Annotated in this window: 23 protein-coding genes and 3 tRNA genes; 10 read left to right on the forward strand and 16 right to left on the reverse strand. The window is 66.8% G+C overall.

Features of this window, described 5'->3' with window-relative positions; genetic code table 11:
- Positions 1 to 2 precede the first annotated feature (2 nt).
- Both AC1VV3_RS11625 and AC1VV3_RS11630 read left to right on the forward strand, forming a co-directional pair.
- A complete protein-coding gene (locus AC1VV3_RS11625; protein ID WP_132268188.1) occupies positions 3 to 638 on the forward strand; it encodes a MarC family protein in 636 nt (211 codons plus the stop codon).
- Positions 639 to 707: 69 nt separating this feature from the next.
- Positions 708 to 1,049: a hypothetical protein gene (locus AC1VV3_RS11630; RefSeq protein ID WP_482961820.1), complete on the forward strand. Its 342-nt coding sequence runs from the start codon at positions 708 to 710 to the stop codon at positions 1,047 to 1,049.
- Positions 1,050 to 1,148: 99 nt separating this feature from the next.
- Here the strand turns inward: AC1VV3_RS11630 and AC1VV3_RS11635 are convergent, their stop codons facing one another.
- Both AC1VV3_RS11635 and AC1VV3_RS11640 read right to left on the reverse strand, forming a co-directional pair.
- Positions 1,149 to 1,757: an LON peptidase substrate-binding domain-containing protein gene (locus tag AC1VV3_RS11635; RefSeq protein WP_132268192.1), complete on the reverse strand. Its 609-nt coding sequence runs from the start codon at positions 1,755 to 1,757 to the stop codon at positions 1,149 to 1,151.
- A gap of 2 nt (positions 1,758 to 1,759) precedes the next feature.
- Positions 1,760 to 2,662, reverse strand: coding sequence for a tetratricopeptide repeat protein (locus AC1VV3_RS11640; protein ID WP_482962096.1), 903 nt, complete (start codon positions 2,660 to 2,662; stop codon positions 1,760 to 1,762).
- A 213-nt stretch (positions 2,663 to 2,875) separates the two neighbouring features.
- Here AC1VV3_RS11640 and AC1VV3_RS11645 point away from each other — a divergent pair.
- From AC1VV3_RS11645 to AC1VV3_RS11655, 3 genes are all read left to right on the forward strand, one after another.
- Positions 2,876 to 2,950 (forward strand) — tRNA-Gly (locus AC1VV3_RS11645).
- Between the two features lie 46 nt (positions 2,951 to 2,996).
- Positions 2,997 to 3,071: transfer RNA gene (locus AC1VV3_RS11650), tRNA-Gly, on the forward strand.
- Positions 3,072 to 3,203: 132 nt separating this feature from the next.
- Positions 3,204 to 5,432, forward strand: coding sequence for a tetratricopeptide repeat protein (locus AC1VV3_RS11655; RefSeq protein WP_482961821.1), 2,229 nt, complete (start codon positions 3,204 to 3,206; stop codon positions 5,430 to 5,432).
- A 76-nt stretch (positions 5,433 to 5,508) separates the two neighbouring features.
- Here AC1VV3_RS11655 and AC1VV3_RS11660 read toward each other — a convergent pair whose 3' ends face one another.
- From AC1VV3_RS11660 to AC1VV3_RS11680, 5 genes are read right to left on the reverse strand one after another with little or no spacing between them, the layout of a single operon-like run.
- On the reverse strand, positions 5,509 to 6,762 hold the full coding sequence (locus AC1VV3_RS11660) for an adenosylmethionine--8-amino-7-oxononanoate transaminase (RefSeq protein ID WP_482961822.1): 1,254 nt from the start codon (positions 6,760 to 6,762) through the stop codon (positions 5,509 to 5,511).
- Positions 6,759 to 7,424, reverse strand: a complete 666-nt coding sequence (gene bioD / locus AC1VV3_RS11665) for a dethiobiotin synthase (protein ID WP_482961823.1) — start codon at positions 7,422 to 7,424, stop codon at positions 6,759 to 6,761. The genes AC1VV3_RS11660 and bioD overlap by 4 nt, the downstream gene beginning before the upstream one ends.
- Positions 7,425 to 7,431: 7 nt before the next feature.
- Positions 7,432 to 8,172 carry a methyltransferase domain-containing protein gene (locus AC1VV3_RS11670; protein ID WP_482961824.1) on the reverse strand — a complete coding sequence of 247 codons (741 nt, stop codon included), beginning with the start codon at positions 8,170 to 8,172 and terminating at the stop codon, positions 7,432 to 7,434.
- Positions 8,169 to 8,789, reverse strand: a complete 621-nt coding sequence (locus AC1VV3_RS11675) for an alpha/beta fold hydrolase (RefSeq protein ID WP_482961825.1) — start codon at positions 8,787 to 8,789, stop codon at positions 8,169 to 8,171. Before AC1VV3_RS11675 ends, AC1VV3_RS11670 begins: the two co-directional genes overlap by 4 nt.
- Positions 8,786 to 9,949 carry an aminotransferase class I/II-fold pyridoxal phosphate-dependent enzyme gene (locus tag AC1VV3_RS11680; protein ID WP_482961826.1) on the reverse strand — a complete coding sequence of 388 codons (1,164 nt, stop codon included), beginning with the start codon at positions 9,947 to 9,949 and terminating at the stop codon, positions 8,786 to 8,788. Before AC1VV3_RS11680 ends, AC1VV3_RS11675 begins: the two co-directional genes overlap by 4 nt.
- 193 nt (positions 9,950 to 10,142) lie before the next feature.
- On the opposite strand from AC1VV3_RS11680, the gene AC1VV3_RS11685 reads away from it, so the two are divergent.
- The gene (locus AC1VV3_RS11685; RefSeq protein WP_482961827.1) at positions 10,143 to 11,222 is read left to right on the forward strand and encodes a L,D-transpeptidase family protein; all 1,080 of its coding nucleotides are present in this window, start codon (positions 10,143 to 10,145) and stop codon (positions 11,220 to 11,222) included.
- A 57-nt stretch (positions 11,223 to 11,279) separates the two neighbouring features.
- Here AC1VV3_RS11685 and AC1VV3_RS11690 read toward each other — a convergent pair whose 3' ends face one another.
- Positions 11,280 to 12,311, reverse strand: coding sequence for an MBL fold metallo-hydrolase (locus tag AC1VV3_RS11690; protein WP_482961828.1), 1,032 nt, complete (start codon positions 12,309 to 12,311; stop codon positions 11,280 to 11,282).
- A 260-nt stretch (positions 12,312 to 12,571) separates the two neighbouring features.
- Between AC1VV3_RS11690 and AC1VV3_RS11695 the strand changes: the two genes are divergently transcribed.
- The gene (locus AC1VV3_RS11695; protein ID WP_243654361.1) at positions 12,572 to 13,084 is read left to right on the forward strand and encodes a hypothetical protein; all 513 of its coding nucleotides are present in this window, start codon (positions 12,572 to 12,574) and stop codon (positions 13,082 to 13,084) included.
- A 97-nt stretch (positions 13,085 to 13,181) separates the two neighbouring features.
- On the opposite strand, the gene AC1VV3_RS11700 is transcribed toward AC1VV3_RS11695, so the two are convergent.
- The 3 genes from AC1VV3_RS11700 to AC1VV3_RS11710 all read right to left on the reverse strand — a co-directional run bounded on the left by AC1VV3_RS11700 (position 13,182) and on the right by AC1VV3_RS11710 (position 13,919).
- Positions 13,182 to 13,388, reverse strand: coding sequence for a hypothetical protein (locus AC1VV3_RS11700; RefSeq protein WP_132268206.1), 207 nt, complete (start codon positions 13,386 to 13,388; stop codon positions 13,182 to 13,184).
- Positions 13,388 to 13,594 (reverse strand): DUF4169 family protein, encoded by a 207-nt coding sequence (locus AC1VV3_RS11705; protein ID WP_134093876.1) that lies wholly within the window; start codon positions 13,592 to 13,594, stop codon positions 13,388 to 13,390. Before AC1VV3_RS11705 ends, AC1VV3_RS11700 begins: the two co-directional genes overlap by 1 nt.
- 79 nt (positions 13,595 to 13,673) lie before the next feature.
- The gene (locus AC1VV3_RS11710; RefSeq protein ID WP_132268210.1) at positions 13,674 to 13,919 is read right to left on the reverse strand and encodes a GlsB/YeaQ/YmgE family stress response membrane protein; all 246 of its coding nucleotides are present in this window, start codon (positions 13,917 to 13,919) and stop codon (positions 13,674 to 13,676) included.
- A gap of 1,071 nt (positions 13,920 to 14,990) precedes the next feature.
- On the opposite strand from AC1VV3_RS11710, the gene AC1VV3_RS11715 reads away from it, so the two are divergent.
- The 3 genes from AC1VV3_RS11715 (at position 14,991) to AC1VV3_RS11725 (ending at position 18,712) form a co-directional block, all read left to right on the forward strand.
- Positions 14,991 to 16,907, forward strand: coding sequence for a ribonucleoside-diphosphate reductase subunit alpha (locus AC1VV3_RS11715; protein WP_243654389.1), 1,917 nt, complete (start codon positions 14,991 to 14,993; stop codon positions 16,905 to 16,907).
- 154 nt (positions 16,908 to 17,061) lie between these two features.
- On the forward strand, positions 17,062 to 18,087 hold the full coding sequence (trhO, locus tag AC1VV3_RS11720; protein WP_482961829.1) for an oxygen-dependent tRNA uridine(34) hydroxylase TrhO: 1,026 nt from the start codon (positions 17,062 to 17,064) through the stop codon (positions 18,085 to 18,087).
- A 37-nt stretch (positions 18,088 to 18,124) separates the two neighbouring features.
- On the forward strand, positions 18,125 to 18,712 hold the full coding sequence (locus AC1VV3_RS11725; RefSeq protein ID WP_482961830.1) for a glutathione S-transferase: 588 nt from the start codon (positions 18,125 to 18,127) through the stop codon (positions 18,710 to 18,712).
- Between the two features lie 22 nt (positions 18,713 to 18,734).
- Here the strand turns inward: AC1VV3_RS11725 and AC1VV3_RS11730 are convergent.
- The 5 genes from AC1VV3_RS11730 to AC1VV3_RS11750 all read right to left on the reverse strand — a co-directional run bounded on the left by AC1VV3_RS11730 (position 18,735) and on the right by AC1VV3_RS11750 (position 23,264).
- Positions 18,735 to 18,810, reverse strand: a tRNA-Thr gene (locus AC1VV3_RS11730).
- 121 nt (positions 18,811 to 18,931) lie between these two features.
- On the reverse strand, positions 18,932 to 20,167 hold the full coding sequence (locus AC1VV3_RS11735; RefSeq protein WP_482961831.1) for a DUF1214 domain-containing protein: 1,236 nt from the start codon (positions 20,165 to 20,167) through the stop codon (positions 18,932 to 18,934).
- A gap of 4 nt (positions 20,168 to 20,171) precedes the next feature.
- A complete protein-coding gene (locus tag AC1VV3_RS11740) occupies positions 20,172 to 20,981 on the reverse strand; it encodes a sugar phosphate isomerase/epimerase family protein (protein ID WP_482961832.1) in 810 nt (269 codons plus the stop codon).
- The gene (locus AC1VV3_RS11745; RefSeq protein ID WP_482961833.1) at positions 20,981 to 22,144 is read right to left on the reverse strand and encodes a sulfotransferase family protein; all 1,164 of its coding nucleotides are present in this window, start codon (positions 22,142 to 22,144) and stop codon (positions 20,981 to 20,983) included. The genes AC1VV3_RS11740 and AC1VV3_RS11745 overlap by 1 nt, the downstream gene beginning before the upstream one ends.
- A 1-nt stretch (position 22,145) precedes the next feature.
- Positions 22,146 to 23,264 carry an LLM class flavin-dependent oxidoreductase gene (locus AC1VV3_RS11750; RefSeq protein ID WP_482961834.1) on the reverse strand — a complete coding sequence of 373 codons (1,119 nt, stop codon included), beginning with the start codon at positions 23,262 to 23,264 and terminating at the stop codon, positions 22,146 to 22,148.
- Positions 23,265 to 23,353 lie beyond the last annotated feature (89 nt).

Consider the following 23,353-nt stretch of genomic DNA (forward strand, 5'->3'; position numbering starts at 1 on the left):
GCATGTATGAAGTCTTCCTCAGTGCCTTCGTCACGCTATTCGTGGTGATCGATCCCCCCGGCTGCGCGCCGATCTATGCGGGACTTTCGGCCGACGCCAGCCGTTCGCAGGCGATCTCCATGGCGGCACGCGCCTGCATGATCGCCAGCGCCATCCTGGTGGTCTTCGCGCTGTTCGGCGCGCGCCTGCTCGGCGCGCTCCACATCGAGCTGAACGCTTTCCGCATCGCCGGCGGCATCATGCTGTTCATGATCGCCATCGACATGGTCTTCGAAAAGCGCACCCAGCGCCGCGAGGAGCGGGCCGAGAAGATCATCGCTCACAATGCCGAGACGCCCGAGATCGACGACGTCTCGGTCTTCCCGATGGCCATGCCGATGCTGGCCGGGCCGGGATCGATCGCGACGATCATGCTGCTCACGTCCCGCGCGCACGGGGCGGAGCAGACCATGGCGATCCTGGCCGCCATGGTCGCGGTCATGCTGCTGAGCTTCGCCGCCCTGGCCGCTGCCGGACCGCTCATGCGGGTGCTGGGAGACAAAGTCGAAGCCGTCATCACGCGGCTGCTGGGCGTGCTGCTGGCGGCGCTGGCGGCGCAATATGTGATCGACGGGGTGAAGACGGTCCTTCTGCAATAAGGCGAATTCATCGCGGGTTCAGCGCCTGAGGGCAGTCTTTGCCTTTCTCTGCCGCAAAAGGAGGGTGCGATGCTCCGCTTGCTGTCTGCCGGTTTCGCTGGAGCGCTGCTTCTGGCCGCGTCCATTGCCGAGGCGCAGATCGTCGGTCCCCCGGCGCCAAGGCCCGGCGACGCCTCCCCTGACGCGGCCCGGCAGACCGCCGACGAGGCAAGTTACCGCATAGACTTGCGCAAGGCGGATCAGGCCATTCGCGAGGGGCGGGAGTCGGGTCGTCTGTCGAAGCAGGAAGGCAGGGGTCTGCGCAAGGAACAGCGGCAGATCGACTCCTTGGCGGAACGCTACGGCAGCGACGGTATGTCGCCGCGCGAAGCGGACGAACTCTACATGCGCTCACGCGTGCTGGAGAGTTAGGCCAGGTTACCCGGTCAAGACAAGCGCTAGGACACGCTTTCGAGCGGCGCCGATTGCCGGGGACAGGCAGAACCGGGACGCGTAGGCGCAGCTTTAACCCTACTGCAGCGTCACGGCGTCATCGTCGTCCGAGTGGCGGCCGAAGAACTGCATCAGTTGCACCAGCAGTTCGCAGCGGAGCGGCAGGGTTTCCGCCTCCAGCAGGGCCTGCTTGGCCGCGGCATCGAAAGGCGCGATCTGCGAGACGCCGTTGATCAGCGACTGATCGTCGAGCCGCCCGACCTGGTCCCAGTCCACCGCATAGCCCTGGGCATCCGCGAAGCGCTTGGCTTCCCGTTCGAAGCTGGCGCGCTCGATCGGGGCGAGCACTTCATCGTCGCGCTCGGCAAGGAGTTCGGCTTCGACCTGGCGGAACGGGGTCGGCACATCCAGTTCGCGCAGCAGGCGAAACCGCGATTCGCCGGTGAGCACGATATTGAAGCGGCCGTCTTCCAGTGCCTCGACATCGCCGATGCGGCCAAGGCAGCCCACTGAAAACAGCGGGGCGCCTTCGGCCGGGCGCTGCGGCTGGATCATGCCGATGCGGCGATCTCGCGCCAAGGCGTCGCTCACCATCGCCCGGTAGCGGGGCTCGAAGATATGGAGCGGCAATTGCAGCCCCGGATAGAGCACCGCTCCCGGGAGCGGAAAGATGGTGATTCGCGCCACCGTCAGCCGAACAGCACGGTGGAGAGCTTGCGGCGGGTGGCGGACACCCAGGGATCTTCAAGTCCGGTGACATCGAAGATCTGGAGCAGCTTGGCGCGCGCGCCACCTTCGTTCCATTCGCGGTCGGCAGCGACCATGCGCAGCAGCGTATCGGCGGCCGCGTCGCGCTCACCCGCGGCGAAGGCGGCGTTGGCGAACGCAAGCTGCGCTTCCATGTCGGCCGGGCGCTCGGCGGCGGCAGCGCGCAGGGCGGCGAGTTCGCTGTCCTCGGGCTTGTCCTTGGCAAGGGCAAGCGCAGTGCGGGCGCGTTCGACTTGCGGATCGGCCGCCAGTTCCGGTTCGAGGCTGGCGAGAACCTGCTCGGCCTCGTCAAGGCGACCGGCGAGCACCAGTGCCCGCACGAACCCGGCGAGCACTTCGCCATTGTCCGGCGCCATTTCGAGGATCTGCATGAAGATGGCGGCGGCGCGTTCGCCGTCGCCTCCGGCCAGGGCTTCCTCGCCCATGGCGATCAGCGGCGCGAGATCCTGCTGCGGCTCCGCGCCGCCCGGCTGGATGGGAAGCTGGGTCAGAAGCTGGTCCAGCGTCTGCTTGAGCTGCGATTCGGTGCGGGCATTGGTGAGGTCCGCCACCGGCTGCCCCTGGAAAATCGCGTAGACCGTGGGGATCGAGCGCACCTGGAACTGCGAGGCGATGAACTGCTCTTCATCGACGTTCACTTTGGCAAGGATCACGCCCTTGTCGGCATATTCCGCGGCGACCTTCTCCAGCACCGGCGTCAGCGCCTTGCAGGGGCCGCACCATTCGGCCCAGAAATCGAGGATCACCAACTGCGTCATCGACGGTTCGGCTACCGTCTTGCGGAACCGGTCGACCGCTTTCTGTTCGTCGAGGTTGAGACCCATGCTGGCCAAGATACGTGCTCCCGTGAAAAACGAATGGCACCCTAGATCGTCCTTCGGGACGGATTTGTGAAGGGTTCATGTCCAGTTAGGTGTGGTTCTGCGGGGCTTCTGAAAATTCTTTCGATTTTCCTCTTGCGGCCCTCAAAAGGCACTGCTAGTGGCGCGCCTCCACCCCGGACCTGCCGGTTACGCCAGCAGGTCTTGAACGTCAGAGCGGGCGTAGCTCAGGGGTAGAGCACAACCTTGCCAAGGTTGGGGTCGAGGGTTCGAATCCCTTCGCCCGCTCCAGTTCACATAGGGATTTCCGGTTAGCCGGAAGTCTCCAAACGCCAGAGCGGGCGTAGCTCAGGGGTAGAGCACAACCTTGCCAAGGTTGGGGTCGAGGGTTCGAATCCCTTCGCCCGCTCCAGTTTTCCTTCGGTGGAAATCCAGACATTCCAGATCGCGAACATCCACACCAGGTGGATGTCCCTAATCGCGCGCTTATCCGGCGTGAACCCTGTTCGCCTAACCCCGTCCGCTGCAATCGGCGGAGGGAAACGTGGGCGGATTGGAAGCACTGCTGATCAAGGCCAAAGGCGCGGCCAGGCGGGGCGAGACCGAGACCGCCCGCGCGCTCTACCGCGAGGCGCTGGATCGGTTTCCACGCAACGGTCGGGCACGCGCGGCGCTTCAGGCGCTGGATGCGGCGCAGGCCGACCCGGCCCCCGGCGAACTCGCGGCGATGGTCTCCGCCTATCGTTCCGACCGCATGGACGAAGCCGCCAGGGAGGGCGCCCGACTGGCCGGCGTCTTTCCGCAGAGCTTCACCGTCCACAACCTGCAAGGCGCGGCGCTGCTGGCGCTGGGTATCCTGCCCGAGGCCGAAGCCGCTTTTCGGCGCGCCATAGCGCTGGACCCGGATGCCGCCGCCTGCCGCAACAACCTGGCCGTGACGCTGCGCCGCCAGAATCGGTCGGCCGAGGCGGAAGAAATCTACCGCGCGGTGATCGCGCGCCACCCGGACTATGCCGATGCGCGCTTCAACCTGGCGAATCTGTTCGACGCGCAGGCGCGGTGGGACGAGGCCGAAGAGGAACTGGCGCGGACGGTGGCGCTCGATCCCGGCTATACCGAGGCACATTACAATCTGGGCAACCTGCTTGCCAAGCGCGGGGCGCGGGAAGAGGCGGTCGCCGCCTATCGCCGTGCGGTCGCGCTGCGGCCGGGTCATGCCCTGGCCTGGAACAACATGGGCGGGGAACTGCTGCTGCTGGACCGCCTGGACGAGGCTCTCGCTGCCTACGACCGTGCCTTGGAGGCCGAGCCTGCCGGTACGCAGGCGGAGGTCAATCGCGGCAAGGCGCTGGTGCTGAAGGGCGCACTGCCGGACGCCATCGCGGCTTTCCGCAAGGCCTGGACGCTCGTTCCCGACGACCGCTCAGCGCTTCTGCAGGCCTTGTTCGAGGAAGCGCACATCTGCGACTGGCGCCGCCGGGCCGAGTTCGCCCTGACGGACAGTCCTTCGGCCGCGGCGGTGCAGCCGTTCGCGGCGCTGCCTTTCGTGGACGACCCCGGCTACCAGTATCGCCGCTCGCTGGCCTGCGCGGCGGTGAAATTCACGGAGGGGCCGCAGAGCTTTCCCGATCCGGCGCCTTCCTGCGATGGACGCATCCGTATCGGATACTTCTCGGCGGACTTTCACGATCACGCGACGATGTACCTGATGAGCGGCCTGTTCCGCGAGCACGATCGCAGCCGCTTCGATATTCGCCTCTACAGCTATGGCCCGCGCCGCGAAGGCGATGCCGCGCGCGCCGCCTTGCGGGGGCAGGTCGATGCCTTCATCGAGATCGGGCACCTGGCCGATGCCGCTGTCGTCGACAGGGCGAGGGCGGACGGGCTGGACATCGCGGTCGATCTCAAGGGCTATACGCGCGGCACGCGCACGGCGCTGTTCGGCCGCAGGCTGGCGCCGGTGCAGGTGAGCTACATGGGCTATCCGGGTACCCTGGGCCATCCCTGCATGGACTACTTCATCGCCGACGCCGTTTCGCTGCCGCCCGGGCAGGAGGTCTGGTTCACCGAGAAGATCGTGCGGCTGCCGCATAGCTATCAGGCGAACGACGATCGCCGCATCATCGTGCCGGACCGGCGCGGGCGCAGGGCCTGGGGCCTGCCAGAGCACGGGTTCGTGTTCTGCTGTTTCAACCATACCTACAAGATCGGGCCGGGCGCGTTCACGATCTGGATGCGGCTGCTCGGCGCCGTGGAGGGCAGCGTGCTCTGGTTGCTGCGCTCCAATCCCTGGGCGGAGCAGAACCTGCGCCGAGAGGCGGCGGCGCGCGGCATCGATCCGGCGCGGCTGGTCTTTGCCGAGAGCGTTCCGCATGGCGAGCACCTCGGGCGCCTGGCGCTGGCCGATCTGTTTCTCGATACTTTCGCGGTCAATGCCCATACAACGGCCAGTGACGCGCTTTGGGGCGGCCTGCCCGTCCTCACCATGGCCGGACGCCAGTTCGCCGCGCGGGTGGCGGCCAGCCTCGTCCATGCCGTCGGCCTTCCGGCACTGGCGGTGCCGGACCGCGACGCCTACGAGGCGGCGGCGCTGGCCTTGGCGCGAGACCCGGACGCGCTTGGGACATTGCGTGATCGCCTCGCCGCCAACCGGCTGACGGCACCGCTGTTTCGCACCGCGGTCTATACACGCCGGGTGGAGGCGGCTTTCGAGGAAATGCACCGGCGGCGCCTGGCCGGACTTTTGCCGGATCACTTCGACGTCGACGAGTAGAGGAAAAGCCCCGGGGACGTTTCCCCGGACCCTTGGAATATCGGCCTTGTGCCCGCTCCTAAAGCGTGGCCGGCGCTTAGAACGAAATCACCGCTTCGCCGATGGCATCCCACACTTGCGCAAGCTGATCGTCGGTGATGCAGTAGGGCGGCATGACATAGACGGTGTTCCCGAGCGGCCTCAGCAGCACGTCGCGTTCGCGGAAGAAGGCCATGAGGCGCGGGGCAAGGTCGCTCATGTAGCCGCTGGCGCCGCTGGTCCTGAGGTCCAGCGCGGCGATGGTGCCCAGGCTGCGGGGATTGTCGAAGTGGCAGAACTGGCCGAGCTTTTCGATCCAGCCCGCCTGCTTGCCGGCCAGCGCGGCAATCCGTTCGAGAACCGGCTCCTCGCGCCAGACCGCCAGATTGGCGGCGGCGGCGGCGCAGGCGATCGGGTTCGCGGTATAGCTGGAGGAATGGAAGAACATCCGCGCGCGGTCGGTGGAATAGTGCGCTTCGTAGATGGCCTCGCTCGCCATGGTGACGGCCAGCGGCACCGCCCCGCCGGTCAGGCCCTTGGAGAGGCAGAGAATGTCGGGGACGATATCCGCCTGCTCGCACGCGAGAAGAGTGCCGGTGCGGCCCCAGGCGGTCATCACTTCGTCGGCGATGAACAGTACGCCGTGGCGGGCGCAGATTTCGTGCATCGCCGCGAGGACCGCCGGCGAATAGACCAGCATGCCGCCCGCGCCGAGGATCAGCGGCTCCACGATCAGCGCGGCGGTATCCGGCTGGCGGCAGAGCGCTTCGAGCGCGTCGAGCGTCGCCTGTTCCGCGCCGGCAGCGGGGAAGGGAATACGGCCGACGTCGAACAGCAGCGGGGCGTAAGGCTGGTTGAACACCCCGCGTTCGCCCACCGACATCGCGCCGATCGTGTCGCCGTGGTAGGAATTTTCCATCACGACGATGCGGTGGCGCCCCTCGCCGCGCCAGTGCCAGTAACCGAGCGCCATTTTCAGCGCCACTTCCACGCTGGTCGATCCCGAATCGGAGAAGAACACCCGCGTCAGGCTGTCGGGCATGATGGCGCGCAGGCCCGCCGCGACCTGTTCGGCCGGCTCGTGAGTCCATCCGGCGAAGATGATCTGGTCGAGCTTCTGCGCCTGCTCCGCGATGGCGGCCTTGATGCGCGGATGGGAATGACCGTGCGTCGTCACCCACCACGAGGACACGGCATCCACCACCGCCCGGCCATCCGCCGTGTGGAGCAGCGCTCCCTCGGCATGGGTGACCAGCGGAACCGGCTCCTGAAGGCCGTGCTGTGTGAAGGGATGCCAGACCGATGACGTCATGCGGTGAAATCCTCGATGTTGAAGTTTTCAGCGAAGGCGCGGGCGAGGGCCTCCGGCGTCAGCGGGTCGAGCCGAGGCAGGCGGCCCAGGCGGCGGACCTGGCCCATGGCGCAGATGGTGGCCTCGCTGTCTTCCACGGCATCGCCGACGAAAGCCACGCCGAGCACTTCGACACCGCGGCTGCGCAGCGCCTCGATAGAGAGCAGCGAATGGTTGATCGTGCCCAGCACCGTGCGCGCCACCAGCACGACAGGCGCATTCCAGCGCGCGAACTGGTCGGCATATGTCGTCGAGCGGGTGAGGGGGACCATCACCCCGCCTGCACCCTCGACCACCAGCGGGCCTTCCACTTGCGGCAGGGCGAGACGTTCGGCGGCGATGTCCACCCCGTCGATCTCGGCGGCGAGATGGGGCGAGCAGGGCGTGGCAAGGCGATAGGCCTCGGGCAGGATGCGATTGGCGGGCAGGCCGGAAAGCCGCCCGACACGGTCTCCATCGCCGCCGTCTTCCTCAAGCCCGGCCTGCACCGGCTTCCAGTAATGGGCGCCGAGCGCACCCGCCAGGGCCGCGGCGAAGACGGTCTTGCCGATCTCCGTATCGGTGCCGGTGACGATCAGGGGGCGGGAAGTGAGGGGGCGGGAAATCAGGGGCTCTACGATCATGAAGTGCTCAATTCCGGGACTTTAGGTGGCAGGTCACGACTTCGTAAGTCACGTTGCATCCATTCTGGGCGAAACGCGCCATGACGCGGCGGAGCTGGCCCGGCGACAGCGGCCGGTGACCTTCCTCGGCCGTCTGCGCGCCGATGGCCTTGAGGGCATGGAGGAAGGCCAGCGGGCTCTCGTGATGTTCGGCGCGGCGTTCCACGGCCGCAACGCCGGCGCCGAAATCCGCGATGGGCGCGAAGCGCGGTGTTCCTGGCGCCAGCCCCTCGGGATCGTGCGCCGCGCGCCACTCGGCGAAGCTGCCGGGGCCGAGCGTGGAGACCATGAGGTGCCCGCCGGGCGCCAGCCAGCCCGCGATGCGGGAAAGGGCCGCCGGGGCATCGTCGAACCATTGCACGGCCAGGCTGGAGCAGATCAGGTCGAAGGGGCCGCCCTCCGGAGTTCCGTATTCGCCGTCGAGCACGGCGAAGCGGTGGCGGACGGCCTCGCCCAGTCGCGCGCGGCAGCGTTGCAGCATTTCAGGAGCAAGATCGGTGACGAGCCAGTCGCCGCCAAGCCCGGCGAGAGCCTGGGTCAGGAAGCCGGTGCCGCAGCCGATTTCCAGGATGCGGGGGCGCTCCGGCAGGTCCAGCGCGGTGATGCGGGCGGCCAGGTCCTGCGCCACATCGCGCTGCACGCGGGCATGGCCGTCGTAATCGGGCGCGGCGGCAAAGGCGCGGCCGACGCGTTCGCGCGGCGCGGTCATGCCGGCGTTCCGATGATGTCGCGAAGGACCGCCGCGCAGAATTCCGGCGCCTCGCGCGGGAGCAGATGGCCGCCGTCCGCACAGTCCACCCGGCGCACCACCGCGCCCTCGAACACTTGCGCGCGCATCGCCTCGGGCAGGAGGGGGTCGCGGGTGCCTTGCAGCGAGACCACCGGAACCGGCGGCAATGGCGCTTCGTCGTGGCGCAGGCGGGAGAGGTCTTCGTGCAGCAGGGCGGCGTCGATCTCGCCGAAGTCGGCATCCCCGCCGCACTGGCGGCGGAATTCGGAGAGCACCGTGCGTGGCGCCTCGTCGAAGCGGCGCAGCATGCGGTCGATCACGCGCGGGGGCACGCCGGGATAGTCCGGGCTGGCGGCAAAGCGCGCGAATCCGTTGATCGCCAGCACGCCGACGAGGCCCGCAGGCGGCGCGGCGAGCACGCGCATGGTGCCGAAGGAATGAGTCACGGCGATGCAAGGTCCGCCTGAGGAGACGGCCTCGGGTGTTCCGAAATAGCCGCGATCGTCGATCGCCTGCGGCAGGTCCGCCAGAAGCGCGGCAAGCGGTTGCCAGAAGCTGCGGTCGAAGCCCCAGCCATGGACGAAGAGCAGGTTCACCGGCAGCCCTCGATCAGGTTGAGCAGGGTGTCGATGTCGCTTTCCGCATGAGTCGCCCGCAGCGCCAGGCGCAGGCGGCTGGTGCCGGGGGGCACCGTGGGCGGGCGGATCGCGGAAGCCAGAACCCCGCGCTCTTCCAACGCGCGGGACAGGTCGAGAGCAGCCTGTTCGCCGCCGATCATGGCCGGCACGATCTGCGTGCTGGACGCGCCATGGTCGATGCCGAGCGCGGCGAGACCGCTGCGCAGCCGCTCGCCCAGCGCCGCGAGATGGGCGCGCTCTGCGTTCATGCCGGGCACCAGGTCGAGCGCGGCGTCTATGGCGCCGAGCACGGCCGGCGGCGGCGCCGTCGTGAAGATGAAGCCGCTCGCCGCATTGACGAGGTAGTCGATCATCACGCGCGATCCGGCGACATAAGCGCCGAAGCCGCCCAGGGCCTTGCTGAAAGTGCCCATGATCAGGTCGATCCCGCCGGGCGCCTCGGCCGAGAGACCGGCCCCGCCCGGTCCGAGCACGCCGGTGGCATGGGCCTCGTCCACGAAGAGGAAGGCATCGTGCCGGGCGGCGATGGCGGCAAGGCGGCCGATGTCGGCGCGGTCTCCGTCCATCGAGAAGACGCTCTCGGTGAGGATCAGCCGCGCCGGCGTGTCGGCGCCTTTGCCTGCCAGCAGCTCTTCCAGGTGATCGAGGTCGTTGTGGCGGAAACGGTGCTGGCGCGTGCCGGATATGGCGAGGCCGGCGTGCATGCTGGCGTGAATCAGGCGGTCGGTGAAGACCGCCGCGCCCGGGACGGCGGCCAGCAGCGCCGGGATCACGGCGGCATTGGCCTGCCAGCCGCTGGCGAACAGCAGGGCGGCTTCGGCATGCTTGAAGCCGGCGATCCGCCTTTCGAGCGCGAGGTGCGCCTCGCTGGTGCCGGTGACCAGCCGCGAGGCTCCCGAGCCGGTGCCATGGGCCTGCGTCCATTCCCGCGCCCGCTCGACGAGGCGGGGGTGCCGGGCGAGGCCGAGGTAGTCGTTGCTGGAAAAGTCGAGCAACGCCCGCCCGCCGCGCATGACGCGGCCGCCGTTTTCGAGCGACGCGGCGCGCAGGATGCGGCGCTGGCCGGCGCTCTCGATGCGGCCGAGCGCCGCCGCGAAGAAGGAATCGAGCCTGCTCATGGCGCCAGCCGGTATGGCAAGCGGGGCTTCGGCACAATGGGCGGCGGTTGCGGAAAGAGATCGCCGCCGTGCCCTTGCTGCATCGGGCAAGGGCAGGCCGGGCGGCATGGCGCACGAAATCGCGCGGCGCAGGAAGCCGCAAGGCCCCTCGCGCGTTAAGCAGGGAAACGAAAAATCGAAGGATGCCCGCTTGATGCGATCCCTGCCGCTGACGTTCGCCGCTGTTCTCCTGCTCTCCGCCTGCCATTCGGGCGACCGCAACGCGGGAGGCGATGGCGGTAATGGCGACAACAAGGGGGCCGCGCAGTCCGGCGATCCCATGGCCTTCGCCTCGGCCCCCGGCGGCGGCGCGACCGAGGCGGCCGACAGCCTCGTCATGCGCGCCCAGGTGGCGCTCGATCGGAAGGGCTTCTCCTCGGGCGTGATCGATGGCCGCGAAGGCGGGTCCTACGGCCTGGCCTTGCGCGGGTTCCAGGAAGCGCAGGGCCTGCCGGTAAGTGGCAAGCTCGATCCCGCGACGCAGCAGGCGCTCATTTCCGACAGGCAGGGCGCCACGCGCAATGTCGTCATTCCCAAGGCCTTCGCGCGTGGGCCGTTCTTCCCGGACCTTCCGCAGAACATGGCCGGACAGGCCGAGTTCGACCATCTCGGCTATCGCAGCATGGCCGAGGCGCTGGCCGAACGCTTCCACACAACGCCCGAGACGCTGCTGGCCCTGAATGGGCCGGGCACGGTGCTGGGTGCGGGACGCACGATCCGGGTGCCGGACATCCCCGACGCCGCGCTGGCGGACATCCCCGATGACAAGACCGGCTGGGCCAAGACGCTGCAGAGCCTGGGCGTTCCTGCCGAGCAGCCCAAGGCCGATCACATCGTGGTCGACAAGTCCGACGGGGCGCTGCGGGTCTACGATCAGGGCAACAAGCTGATCGCGCAGTTCCCGGTGACCACCGGCAGCGGCCACGATCCGCTGCCGCTCGGCACCTGGAAGATCGTGGGCGAGGCCCGCAATCCGGACTATCATTTCAACCCGGACCTGTTCTGGGATGCCAAGAAGAATGCCAAGGACAAGCTGCTCCCGCCGGGTCCGAACGGGCCGGTCGGCGTCGTCTGGCTGGACTTGTCCAAGGAGCACTACGGCATCCACGGCACGCCCGAACCGAAGAACATCGGCAAGACCGAAAGCCATGGCTGCGTGCGCCTGACCAACTGGGACGCGGCGCGCCTGGCGCAGATGGTTTCGGCGGGCACCAAGGTCGTGTTCCAGGCCTGATGCCGGCGCCGAGGATCGGGCCGGCGCCGAGGATCGGGCCGGCGCCGAGGGCGCGGGTCAGTCGGGCAGTTCGACCTCGTAGCCGGCCTCGATCCAGGCCTTCATGCCGCCATCCAGAGCCGCAGCGCGCGGGAAGCCGAGTTCCCGCAAGGTCGCTGCGGCCAGGGTGGAGATCTTGCCGAATTCGCAGCAGGTGACCAGCCGGGCCGTCGGATCGGTGAGCATGGCATTGACCCTCAGTTCCAGTTGCCCGCGCGGCAGATGGATGGCGCCGGGAACATGGCCGGCTTCGAAAGCGTCCCTTTCGCGCACGTCGAGCACGATCAGGCCGTCCTGCCGGCCGATCCGCGCGCGCAGTTCCGCCAGCGAGACGAACGGCACCCGCGTGGCGGCATCGGCCAGGAGCTGCGCCACGGTCCTGCCGCCGTTCATGTTGGTGCGCAGGGCCTCGGTCAGGTGCGTCGGCGCGGCAAGATCCAGGTGCTGCATCATCGCCACGAATTCCGCGCGCTCGCTGTTCTTGAGGCGCGGATTTTCAGCGATCTCGGCGCCGATGGTCGAATGGCTGCGGCCCTTGTAGTCGTGGGCGGGATAGACGCGGGTTTCGAGCGGCAGGGCCAGCAACTTGCCGAAGAGGCTGCCGTGAAGCGCCTCGGGATCGCCGGTGGGCAGGTCGGTTCGCCCGGTGCCGCCGATCAGCAGGGTGTCGCCGGTGAAGACCCGGTCCTCCATGACCATGCACATCGAATCGCGGGTGTGGCCCGGCGTATGCATGGCCCGAAGCCGCAGGTTGCCCACGATCAGCATGTCCCCGTCGTCCAGCCGCATCTCGGCATAGGGCGCCGGGCTCAGGCGGTTCATCACCACCGGCGCCTGGAACGCCTTGCCCAGTTCGCGGCTGGCGGAGAAATGATCGGCGTGAGTATGGGTGTCCAGCACGTAGCGAACATGGACCCCGAGCTGGCCGGCAAGGCCGAGATAGCGATCGACCTGCGATTGTTCGGGGTCGATGAGGATCGCCGAACGGCTGCCTTCGCAGCCCACCAGATAGGATTGACAGCCGCCCGTCGCGATCTGCTCGAAGATCATGCCTGCCTCCCGCGGGTGTAGCGGGCTGCGGTTTTGCGCCCTGGAGCCTCGGCGGACAAGAGCGCCGATCCGTTTCGGGCGCGTCTCTTTTGGATAGTGCGGCGTGCGGCCGGCGATGGATTGGTAAACGCGCCGTAGAGGCTGGCGGGACGGACAGAGCCTGGGCCGGGATGGACCGAATCCGGCCGTCTTGCGTTTCGACCCGCTGGAATCCTAGGCCTCTGGGATCAGAAGCAGATGTCTCAAATCAAGGACCTACCATGAAATTCCGTCCCTCCGTTCCCGGTGCCGCCAGCAAGGCTGTCCTTTCCGCCGCACTGGCGATCGGCGCCGTCGTCGCCGCCACGCCTGCCGCTGCGCAAGTGACGGCCGAGGCCAATGTGGCGCGCTCGGAAGGGGACTGGGGCGGTGAACTGGCGCTTGGCGTGCCGGTGATCTCGGACGGCGGCTTCAGCATTACCCCTGCCGCCGGCGTGTTCTTCCATCACCGCGACCACCCCGGCTACGTCAACCAGGATTCGCAGTGCTTCAACAAGGACAGCGGTAACCAGGTCTCCGACGGCAAGTGTGACAATTCCGGCACCAAGATCTTCGGCAAGGTCGAGGCGATGTACCGCCTGCCGATGTCGCTGGGCTTCGGCGTCGGCGCACGCCTGATCGGTGACGATTTGCGGGCCTATGGCACCGTGGCCATGCCGATCCTCCCGCGCATCGACGTGAAGGGCAATTTCGGCGACCACTATCTCGCGGCCGGCCTGCAAGCGCGGTTCTGAGGACGTTTGCCAGGGTTCGCTGACAGGCAGCCCTGAACGAAAAACGGCCCCGGGCTCCAGGAGGAGGCCGGGGCCGTTTTCGTTTTCGACGGCGTCCCTACCAGTCTTCCACAAGGTCGAGGTAAGCCACCACGTCATTGTCCGTGGCGATGAAGAGGCCGTCCTGCACGTCCTCGCTCTGGAGCGCGGCGACGTTCATCGCCTCGGACAGCGGGCCGTAGAACAGGGTGTTGGCCGCGCCGCCTTCAGAGCCGCCGTCGAGATGATAGAGGCGCACGCTGGCTTCGAGATAAGTGCTGCGCATCAGTCCGTTCCCTTTTCGGGCGTTTCTTCGCTGCGCTCGCGCTTGGCGCCGTCCACCACCCGGACCAGGCGCGCGGCTTCCGCTTCGGCGGCGCCGCGCTCGGCCCGGGTTCTGCCATGGCGCGCGCGGCTGGCGTCGGCTTCATGCCTTGCGGCGTCGCGCGTCTTGGCCTTGCGGGCCATGCGGAGATTGATGATGTCGGCCATGGCCGCCTTCTACCGCGCGGATCCGCGCGGCGAAAGAGCGGCGATGTGCGCGGGCTTTTTCAGGCGGTTCGGGCCGGGCTCAGAACGAGATGCCCAGCAGGCGGCCCAGGAAGATCAGCACCACGGCGCCGACGATCGAGGCGAGGCAGCCGGCGCGCTGGAAGTCCGCCTGGCCGCGGGTGGTCACGAGACCCGCCACGAGCGAGCCGCCGATGCCGAGCAGGATCGTCGCGATCCAGCCCATGTCGACCGAGCCGGGATAGAAGAATCGCGCCAGCACGCCGATGATGAGGCCGCTGATGATGGCGCCGATGATATTGATCATGACCTGGAAAACCCTCGTTATAAATTCGGGACCTGCCGCCCCGGGGATCATGCCCTAGAAGCCGCGAACTACAGGACGGTTTCAATCGCGGTTCTGCAGGATGCAGACCCGGTCCGTCGAGGCGCTCGGTGGGATTCGCGGCGTGGTTCGTTCCCGGCCTCCCTCCAATGAGATGGGGAAATGCCGGGGCAAGTGTCTCGACAGAGGCGAAATGTCCGGAAAACGGCGACTCGTTTCGTCGCAAAACAGATTCGCTTCACCGCCGTTTTATGTGGAAAAATTTTTAGTACGACCTTCGAAATAGGCACTTGCGCATGGGGCCGGTGAAGGAGTTCCCACGCGTCGCGAGACCCCCTCGGCTGTAAAGGGGCAAGACTTGCCGGGGCCGCGGGGAAGGGCAGCCCCCTTGCGTCAAAATCCAGAACAGGCACTATGGGTTGTGGCGCGTCGATCGCGGGGCATCTAAACCTAGAGAAATCGTCCTTGGGCCGTCAGGTGTCCCTAAAGGCGGTTTTCCGGTGTCCGGTGCTTCTTGCGAAGGGCTCGCGCCAGGGTCGGTCAGAGATTTCGTTCTCTTTTTGTGCCTGTCAGTGGTATGTCGGTCGGTTCTTCGCTCCGACGAATCGCGGACAGGCAAAGGATGTTCGGGCCGGTCCGGGTGCAATGCTGAACGCGCTTTTTGGCGCTTCGATGACGTGGCTCGGAAAATGGGAAACCAGGGACCGGGCGGCCGAGCGCCAAGTGGCCGGATCAGGGTGGCCTGATCGGGGTGGGCCGCAGGTTGAACGGCCAGAGTTTGAACAGTTGAGCTAACGGGGGCGAAAATTGGATTTCAGAAACGGAAGCGACGCTGACGTGAACAGCTCCGACGCTATGCAGGCAGATATGAATCAGAATGATGGCCAGGTGGAAATGCCCGGTTTCGAGCTTTCGCCCCGGGCCCCGGCCCCCAAGGTGGAAGAAGTGCAGGCCGCGCCGGTGAAGCTGGAACGGATCAAGTCCGAATTGGCCAAGCCCGTGAAAAAGCCGGCGAAAACGGAAAAGGAGGCGGGCGAGAGCCCGGCAATAGCGATGGACAAGACCGATACCGCTACGGCCGCTCTTGTGGCCGACGCCCTGCTGGCGGCCGCTGCCGCCGCTCCGGAAGCCCCGAAGGCGCGTCCCGATTCGAAGACGATCAATGCACGCCGCTTCACCGTCGTCACCGACGATTCGCGTGACGCGCTGCTGACCGATTTCGGCAAGGAAACGCTGGACGATCGCTACCTGCTGCCGGGCGAGAAGTACCAGGACCTCTTCGCCCGCGTGGCCGACGCCTATGCGGACGATCAGGACCATGCGCAGCGGCTCTATGACTACATCTCGAAGCTGTGGTTCATGCCCGCCACCCCCGTTCTCTCGAACGGCGGCACCGGCCGCGGCCTGCCCATCTCGTGCTACCTCAACTCGGTGGACGACAGCCTGGAAGGCATCGTTTCAACCTGGAACGAGAATGTCTGGCTCGCCTCGCGCGGTGGCGGCATCGGCACTTACTGGGGCAACGTGCGCGGCATCGGTGAGCCGGTGGGCCTGAACGGCAAGACCAGCGGCATCATCCCCTTCGTCCGCGTGATGGATTCGCTGACCCTGGCGATTTCGCAGGGTTCGCTGCGCCGCGGCTCGGCCGCCTGCTACCTGGACGTCTCGCACCCCGAGATCGAGGAGTTCCTGGAGATCCGCAAGACCTCCGGCGACTTCAACCGCAAGGCACTGAACCTGCACCACGGCGTGCTGCTGACCGACGAGTTCATGGAAGCCGTGCGCGATGGCACTGACTTCGCGCTGCGCAGCCCCAAGGATGGTTCGGTGCGCAGCACCGTCCACGCCCGCTCGCTGTTCCAGAAGCTGGTCGAAGTGCGTCTCGCCACCGGTGAGCCCTACCTGGTGTTCTCCGACACCGTGAACCGCATGATGCCCAAGCATCACCGCGATCTGGGCCTCAAGGTCTCGACATCGAACCTGTGCTCGGAAATCACGCTGCCCACCGGCCGCGACCACCTGGGCAACGACCGTACGGCCGTGTGCTGCCTCTCCTCGCTCAACCTGGAAACCTGGGAAGAGTGGAAGGGCGAGAAGAGCTTCGTGGAAGATGTTCTGCGCTTCCTCGACAACGTGCTGCAGGACTACATCGACCGCGCGCCGGACGAGATGGCCCGCGCGCGCTACTCCGCCGCGCGTGAGCGTTCGGTGGGCATGGGCGTCATGGGCTACCACTCGTACCTCCAGAAGCGCGGCATCGCCTTCGAAAGCGCGATGGCCAAGGCACTGAACATGCAGATGTTCCAGCACATCGCCGCCAAGGCGGACGAGGCCTCGCTGCTGCTCGCCAACGAGCGCGGCCCGTGCCCGGACGCGGCCGAAATGGGCGTGATGCAGCGCTTCAGCTGCAAGATGGCGATCGCGCCTACCGCGTCGATCTCGATCATCTGCGGCGGCACTTCGGCCTGCATCGAGCCGATCCCGGCCAACATCTACACCCACAAGACGCTCTCGGGCTCGTTCGTGGTGAAGAACCCGTACCTCCAGAAGCTGCTCGCTTCGAAGAGCAAGGATTCGAACAATGTGTGGAATTCGATCCTCGAACACGGCGGTTCGGTCCAGCACCTCGATTTCCTGACGCCGGACGAGAAGGGGGTCTACAAGACCAGCTTCGAGATCGACCAGCGCTGGCTGCTCGAATTCGCGGCCGACCGTACGCCCTATATCGACCAGGCCCAGTCGCTGAACCTGTTCATCCCGGCCGACGTCGACAAGTGGGACCTGATGATGCTGCACTTCCAGGCCTGGGAGAAGGGCATCAAGTCGCTCTATTACCTGCGCTCGAAGTCGTTGCAGCGCGCGGGCTTCGCCGGTGCGGGCGGCGGCGTCGAGGCGGACAATACGCCCGAGGCGCCCAAGTTCCAGATCGGCGAGACGACCGACTACGACGAATGCCTGGCTTGCCAGTAAGCGCAGGTCGGGCTCGATAACGGCCTGACGACGCGCACGAAATTCGAGACGCCCCGGGCAGCCAGGCTGCCTGGGGCGTCTTGCTGTGCGCGCGGCATTCATTTCCTCGCGATTCCGCGCTAAGGGCCGCGTCATGCAAGATGGCTGTGCCCAGATGAACGATTCCGCCGAGGCGGTCGGCCGCGCGCCCGTGTGCGTTGCGGCGCTCTACCAGTTTACCCGCTTCGCGGATCACGCGGCGCTGCGCGAACCGTTGCTGCGCCTTTGCGAGGAGCAGGGCATCAAGGGCACGCTGCTCCTGGCGGCGGAAGGCATCAACGGCACGATCGCCGGTCCTCACGACGGCATCGCGCGCGTGCTCGACCATGTCCGGGCGCTGCCGGGCTGCGAAGGCGTGGACGTGAAGCTCTCGGGCGCGCAGGACATGCCGTTTCACCGCATGAAAGTGCGCCTCAAGCGCGAGATCGTGACGATGGGGCAGCCCGACATCGACCCGCTGGCCATCGTCGGCACATATGTCGAGCCGCAGGACTGGAACGCGCTGATCGCCGATCCGGACACGATCGTGATCGATACCCGCAACGACTATGAAGTCGCGGTGGGCACGTTCCAGGGTGCCATCGATCCCCAAACGGCGACCTTCCGCGATTTTCCCGAATGGTTCCGCGCCGAGCGCGAGAAGCTGATGGCGGCGACCGGCGCCGGGGGCAAACCTCCGAAAGTCGCGATGTTCTGCACGGGCGGCATCCGTTGCGAGAAGTCGACAGCCTTTCTCAAGCAGGAAGGGGTGGAGGACGTGTTCCACCTCAAGGGCGGTATCCTCAAGTATCTGGAGACCGTTCCCGAAGAGGAGAGCCTCTGGCAGGGCGAATGCTTCGTGTTCGATCAGCGCGTCACCATCGGCCACGGACTGGTCCAGGGCAGCCATGCGCTGTGCCATGCCTGCCGCCGCCCGGTGAACGCGGCGGACCAGGCCTCGCCGCTCTTCGAGGAAGGGGTCAGCTGCCCCGCCTGCCACCAAGAGCGCAGCGACGAACAGCGCGCATCCTATCGCGAGCGCCACCGCCAGGAAGCGCTGGCGGCCGAGCGCGGGGAGCTTCACGTCGGCGCCATGCGCCAGGACCTGCACGCAGACGCGGCGAGAGCGGGAGAGAGCGAAACGGAGCAGGACGCTGGCTGATCCGATCCTCTACAGCTTCCGCCGCTGCCCTTACGCGATGAGGGCGCGCCTGGCGCTGCTGGTGAGCGGCACCGCCTGCGAACTGCGCGAAGTAAAGCTGTCGGCAAAGCCCGCCGAAATGCTGGAGGCTTCCCCCAAGGGAACGGTGCCGGTGATGGTGCTGCCCGGCGGCACGGTGATCGACCAGAGCCTGGACATCATGCGCTGGGCGCTGTCCCGGCACGATCCCGAAGACTGGCTCACCCGGGACGATACCGCGCTGATCGCCGCCAATGACGGCGGCTTCAAGCACGACCTCGACCGTTACAAATACCCTCACCGCCACGACAGCGACGCGCTCGCACACCGCGAAAGCGGGATGGCGTTCCTGCGCCAACTCGACGCCCGGCTGGCAGGAAGCCGCCATCTCTGCGGCCCGGCGCGCGGGATCGCCGATGCCGCCATCATGCCCTTCGTCCGCCAGTTCGCCGCCGTCGAGCCGGACTGGTTCGAAGCCCAGCCGCTGAAGCACCTTCAAGCCTGGCTGGCCGACCACCTGCACTCGCCCCTGTTCACGGCGGCGATGCTCCGCCTGCCACCGTGGCAAACAGGCGAGGATCCCATACGCTTCGCCAGCGCGGACTGAAATTTCGGAAATATCAGGAGAGTGGTGCCGCTTACAGGATTCGAACCTGTGACCCCATCATTACGAATGATGTGCTCTACCAACTGAGCTAAAGCGGCTTGCCTTGGTCCGTTCGGGTTGAAAGCCGTACCGGGGCAGGGGGCGCCTTTACCGAGCGGCGCAAGATCGCGCAAGGGGCTTTGCGGCCAAAGGCGATGAACTTTTTCGATTTCTTTCCGGTCACAGGCCGTAGCGCAGCTTGATGGCTCGATATCGCTCCAGCAGCATGACGGCGCGGGCTGCGGGATCGGCTTTTGCCGTGGATTTCGGCAGGTGGCTCGCAAGCTCCGCAGCCTTTACCAGATGCGTGCGGAAGGTGGCGGGCTGCTGGCTCATCAGGTTGCGGTAAGTGAGGTTGCCGTCCGAAAACCCCTGGGTGTCGAGCCAGTTGTGGAGGCCGGGGTCCCGATGCGCGAGAATCAGGCGGACGACGCCGTCTTCGTCGACTTTCGTTCGCGCAGGGGTGTAGCTGACCGGGCGGTGGAGGAAGTCCATGGAGCCCATCAGCGCGCCGCCCATGCCGAACAGCCAGAAGCCTTCATGCCAGTCCATCTCGACGATCAGCGCCTCATCGGGTTCGAGGTGCCAGACCATGTGCGCGGCCATGCGTCCGCGCTTGGCATCGCTGGCGTCGTTGGCGGCCTTGTCCGCCGGGAACATGTTGAGGCTGGCCGGATCGCAGACCCCGCGTGAGGTGAGCCAGGCGTGCTCGGGCCAGTCGCGCATCAGGCCGGTGACGAACTGGCCCGCCCAGTCCATCGCCTCGGTCATTTGCGGGGGAGTGGGCAGGGGGCGGGGGGAGTCCATGCCGATCCGTTCGATGGTGAGCGTGGTCGGCGTTTCGCCCCAGGCGTCGAAGGCTTCGCGGATGAACAGCTTGCGCGTGCCGGGCGTGGTGGGGAGCCAGTTTCTGTCCTGCTGCGGGCCGCCGATGGTCACTTCGAAGCGGCCATCGGCGTCTGTTTCGATCTGATGGCCGAACAGGTTCGCCTCGGGAATGTCGCCGAAAGGTTCGTGCAGGCTGGGCCAATCGGTGCCGGGGACTTTGTCCGGGCGCGGGCCTTGCACCGTGACGTTGAGCCAGCGGGCGGTGCCGCGTTTGCCGCTGAGGCGGTAGACGTGGTCGCCGGAGATCCATGCCTGCCGGTAGGTGAAGTCGGCCAGGTCGCCGCCCAGTTTCATCGTCGGCGTGGTGAACGGGTGGATCTGCGGGAAGGCCGGATCGCGCGTTTCCAGCGCAAGGTCGAAGGCCTGGCCGAGGTTCTGGGTGAGGAAGCGGAAGGCATCGGCGCGTTGGAGCGGGTTTGCCGGGTTGGCGTCCTTGAAGGCGGATCGGCCGGCGTGCTTCAGCTGTTCGCAGAAGGTGTCCCACGCGGTCTTGAGTTTAGCATCGTCGGGTCCGTCGCCATAGGCCATCGTGTCAGGCTCCCAGCTTGGTGAGGAGGTCGGAAAGGGTGTGTGCCGCGCGGGTGCAGGCTTGGGCGGGGCCTTCCGCCTCGATACGCGGGCCGAGCAGTTCGAGGTCGAACAGGCCGGTATAGCCGAGGTCCAGCACGTCGCGCAGAATCGCTTCCAGCGGCACCGCGCCGTCTCCGGGCACGGCGCGGCAGGGCGTGGTGCGGTCGCCGGGGACATGGTCGCTGACTTGCACGAGGCCGGTGAGCGGCAAGGCTTCGGCTAGCTTCTCACGCAAGTCCGCCTCGAACCAGCAGGCATGAAGGTCGACGCAGAGGCCTATCTCGGCGAGCCGAGCGAGGCGCAGGGCATCGGGCAGGGTGTGGGCGATGTGGATGTCCACTGTCAGCGGCGAGGCGTTTTCGACCAGGAGCGCGACGCCCTGCATTGCGGCGTGTTCGCGGCAGGGGGCGAGCAGATCGGCGAAGCGCTCGGCCGCTTGTTCCCACAAGAGCGCGCCGCGTCCGCCGGTGATGAGGTAGATCGACGGCGCGCCGAGTTCGGCGGCCATGTCGATCACTTTCATCAGCCCATCGGCAGCGCCTTCGGTATGGCTTGCTAGGTCGGGCTGGAGCGCGAAGGGGTGATTGATGCAGCCGACCCGGGTCGTGCCATGCTGCACCGCCTCGCGCGCAGCACGAAGCTCGCTCGCTTGCATCAGTCGCGGCGAAACGAGCGTGGCATGCTGCACCCCGATCTCGCAGCAAAACTGGAGGAAGGGGCCGGTCTCCCGGTCCATCATCGCCACTTGGTGCAGGCTGACGCGGGGGTGCATCAGCGCTGCTCGATCTCTACGCCGAATCGGGCGCGGAAGGGGGCGAACTCTGCGTTCAGCGCGTCGATATCGTAGCCGGCATCGACCAGCACTTGCGTCGAGTAGTGGAACTTGCCGTGGCGATCGCCCTTGTTCTCGGCAAGGTAGCGCCGCATCGCATCTTCCGCTTCGGGCGTGAAGGGGCGGCCGGCGAAGGCGTAGTAGTCGCGGATGGTCCCGATCGGATCGGTGACGAAATCGCGGTAGCGCACGTGATGGATGCGCGGATCGCTCGCCAGCGGGTGGGCCATCGTATTGCCGATCGACCAGCGTACGCGTTCCAGATGGGCGCGGGCTTCCTTCACCAGATCGATCTTGCCGACGATCCCATCCATGATGTCCGCCATCATCATCGTCGAACTGGCGGCGACCATCACCGGGTCGCGGTGCAGCCAGACCAGCGAGGCATCGGGGTAGCTGCCGAAGAAGGCGTCCAGCCGGGTGGTGTGAAAGCCCTTCAGCACCCAGTGGCGCGGCGGGCGCCGGTATTGCAGCGCCTGCAGCATGGCCTTGTGGATGCGGTATTGCGCGGGCGGATCGGTGGGCAGCCCGAAGGAAAGGTTCTGCATCGGCACGCGCCACCAAGCGGTGGGCGTCATCACCCGGAAGTCGAAGGCCCATGTGCGCTCGTCTTCGGGAAGGCCGTCTCCCAGCATGTCGTTGTAGGGGTGGCAGTGCAGCCAGCGCGGCATCTTGGCATTGATCTCGCGCCATTCGGCATCGGCCTGCGCGATGCGGGGATCGGTGCCCTCGACGGTGCCCGGAGGGGGCGAGGGATGCATCACCTCCCAGAACCGCAGCGCCTGCGCGCCGGGATCGACCGCCAGCAGAGCGTGCATCAAGGTCGTGCCGGAGCGGGGTTCGCCGCTGACGAACATGGGGCGGTCGATCACTTCCTCCGCCAGAGGGAAGCGCTTGCGATCCTCAAAGAAGCGCAGACGGTCGGTCAGCAGCCAGACTACGTTCTCCGCCGCCGCCACGCGTCCCGCCGCGTCCATGGCGATGCCGTTGATGTGGTCCACGGCGAGGGCGAAACGTTCGGGAAAGCCATCATCCGCCCAGTCGGACAGGCCGGTGCGCTGCTGCGCTTCCCGCAGCAATTGCTGCGCGTTGAGGTGGCTCATGTCAGCCCTCCACCAGCCGCGCGATTTCGTCTTCGGTCTCGCGGACTTTGGCGGCGCTACTGGCGGAGAACTTCATGCCGCCCATCGCGCCATATTCCATCAGCTTGTAGACGCGCATCCCGGCGTCGGCGAAGCCCTTGATCTTCCGTGCCACTTCCTTGGGCGTGCCGGTGGGGAGCACGTCGCGGATCGCCTGCGGGTTCATCTCCTCGCAGAATTTCACCATCTTCTCACGGCTGAGGCGCACCGGATCGAAGTCCATGATGCCGCGCCAGTCCGGGCCCATCGGGTGTTCGTAGCCGAATTGCGCAAGGTCCTTCGCGGTCATCATCAGGATGATCGACTTCACCATCGGCGCGCGCAGCATTTCGTCGATTTCGTCAGGCTCGCCGATCAGGCACATCTGGGTGATTGCGGGGGTGAAGTGGCTCATGTCGCGCCCCGCCGCGTCGCCCGCGTCGAGGATGACCTTGAGCTTCGCCGCATAGTCCTCCGGGGTCCAAGATCCCGCCGGCCACCAGCCATCCGCCTCGCGCCCGGTGATCGAGAGCATGCGCGGACCCGCCGCGCCCAGCCAGATCGGCGGGGCTTTGCCGTCATAGAACTCGGTATCCATCCGCGCGTGGTGGAGGTGGAAGAACTGCCCCTCAAAATCGATCGGGCCGTCCGCATGCCAGAGCAGCTTGATGACCTTGATCGCCTCTTCCAGCCGGCCCACTGGTTTGTCGAAATCGAAGCCGTAAGGGACGGTGTTTTCCAGCTCGCCCGAACCGAGGCCCAGGATGAAGCGGCCCTTGGACAAGTGGCTGATCGTCAGCGCCGTCTGCGCCAGCAGCGAGGGATGGCGGCGCACGGTATCGACCACGGTGGTCGCCAGCGGCGTGTTCTTCGTCAGCACGGCGGTCGCGGCGGCGACGGCCAGCCCGTCGAGATGGCGGTGCGGACTGGGCGATGCCCTGGCGAGGTCGGTGAACTCCGGCGTCCAGATCGAATCGGGCCAGAAGCTGACCATGTGATCGGGCAGCCAGATCGAATGATAGCGGCCCGAATCGTAGTCCTGCGCCATCTGGATGCCGAGCGGCAGGGTGGTTCGCAGGAAGGCTGCGGGCTGCACTTTCATGATGTGATCCTCTCAGGCCGCGTCCGCCAATCGTTGGGGTGATGGTTCGGCGCCGCTCGTTGTCTCCATGGCCGCTTGTGGGTTAGCCC

It is taken from the genome of Novosphingobium sp. BL-S-34, from assembly GCF_056857015.1.

What these genes read in the sequence shown, in the direction of transcription:
- AC1VV3_RS11625 (WP_132268188.1), top strand. Translation starts at nt 3, where the DNA reads ATGTATGAAGTCTTCCTCAGTGCCTTCGTCACGCTATTCGTGGTGATC.
- AC1VV3_RS11630 (WP_482961820.1), top strand. Translation starts at nt 708, where the DNA reads ATGCTCCGCTTGCTGTCTGCCGGTTTCGCTGGAGCGCTGCTTCTGGCC.
- AC1VV3_RS11640 (WP_482962096.1), bottom strand. Translation starts at nt 2,662, where the DNA reads ATGGGTCTCAACCTCGACGAACAGAAAGCGGTCGACCGGTTCCGCAAG.
- AC1VV3_RS11660 (WP_482961822.1), bottom strand. Translation starts at nt 6,762, where the DNA reads ATGACGTCATCGGTCTGGCATCCCTTCACACAGCACGGCCTTCAGGAG.
- bioD (WP_482961823.1), bottom strand. Translation starts at nt 7,424, where the DNA reads ATGATCGTAGAGCCCCTGATTTCCCGCCCCCTCACTTCCCGCCCCCTG.
- AC1VV3_RS11670 (WP_482961824.1), bottom strand. Translation starts at nt 8,172, where the DNA reads ATGACCGCGCCGCGCGAACGCGTCGGCCGCGCCTTTGCCGCCGCGCCC.
- AC1VV3_RS11680 (WP_482961826.1), bottom strand. Translation starts at nt 9,949, where the DNA reads ATGAGCAGGCTCGATTCCTTCTTCGCGGCGGCGCTCGGCCGCATCGAG.
- AC1VV3_RS11685 (WP_482961827.1), top strand. Translation starts at nt 10,143, where the DNA reads ATGCGATCCCTGCCGCTGACGTTCGCCGCTGTTCTCCTGCTCTCCGCC.
- AC1VV3_RS11690 (WP_482961828.1), bottom strand. Translation starts at nt 12,311, where the DNA reads ATGATCTTCGAGCAGATCGCGACGGGCGGCTGTCAATCCTATCTGGTG.
- AC1VV3_RS11695 (WP_243654361.1), top strand. Translation starts at nt 12,572, where the DNA reads ATGAAATTCCGTCCCTCCGTTCCCGGTGCCGCCAGCAAGGCTGTCCTT.
- AC1VV3_RS11700 (WP_132268206.1), bottom strand. Translation starts at nt 13,388, where the DNA reads ATGCGCAGCACTTATCTCGAAGCCAGCGTGCGCCTCTATCATCTCGAC.
- AC1VV3_RS11705 (WP_134093876.1), bottom strand. Translation starts at nt 13,594, where the DNA reads ATGGCCGACATCATCAATCTCCGCATGGCCCGCAAGGCCAAGACGCGC.
- AC1VV3_RS11710 (WP_132268210.1), bottom strand. Translation starts at nt 13,919, where the DNA reads ATGATCAATATCATCGGCGCCATCATCAGCGGCCTCATCATCGGCGTG.
- AC1VV3_RS11715 (WP_243654389.1), top strand. Translation starts at nt 14,991, where the DNA reads ATGGACAAGACCGATACCGCTACGGCCGCTCTTGTGGCCGACGCCCTG.
- trhO (WP_482961829.1), top strand. Translation starts at nt 17,062, where the DNA reads ATGAACGATTCCGCCGAGGCGGTCGGCCGCGCGCCCGTGTGCGTTGCG.
- AC1VV3_RS11725 (WP_482961830.1), top strand. Translation starts at nt 18,125, where the DNA reads ATGAGGGCGCGCCTGGCGCTGCTGGTGAGCGGCACCGCCTGCGAACTG.
- AC1VV3_RS11735 (WP_482961831.1), bottom strand. Translation starts at nt 20,167, where the DNA reads ATGGCCTATGGCGACGGACCCGACGATGCTAAACTCAAGACCGCGTGG.
- AC1VV3_RS11740 (WP_482961832.1), bottom strand. Translation starts at nt 20,981, where the DNA reads ATGCACCCCCGCGTCAGCCTGCACCAAGTGGCGATGATGGACCGGGAG.
- AC1VV3_RS11745 (WP_482961833.1), bottom strand. Translation starts at nt 22,144, where the DNA reads ATGAGCCACCTCAACGCGCAGCAATTGCTGCGGGAAGCGCAGCAGCGC.
- AC1VV3_RS11750 (WP_482961834.1), bottom strand. Translation starts at nt 23,264, where the DNA reads ATGAAAGTGCAGCCCGCAGCCTTCCTGCGAACCACCCTGCCGCTCGGC.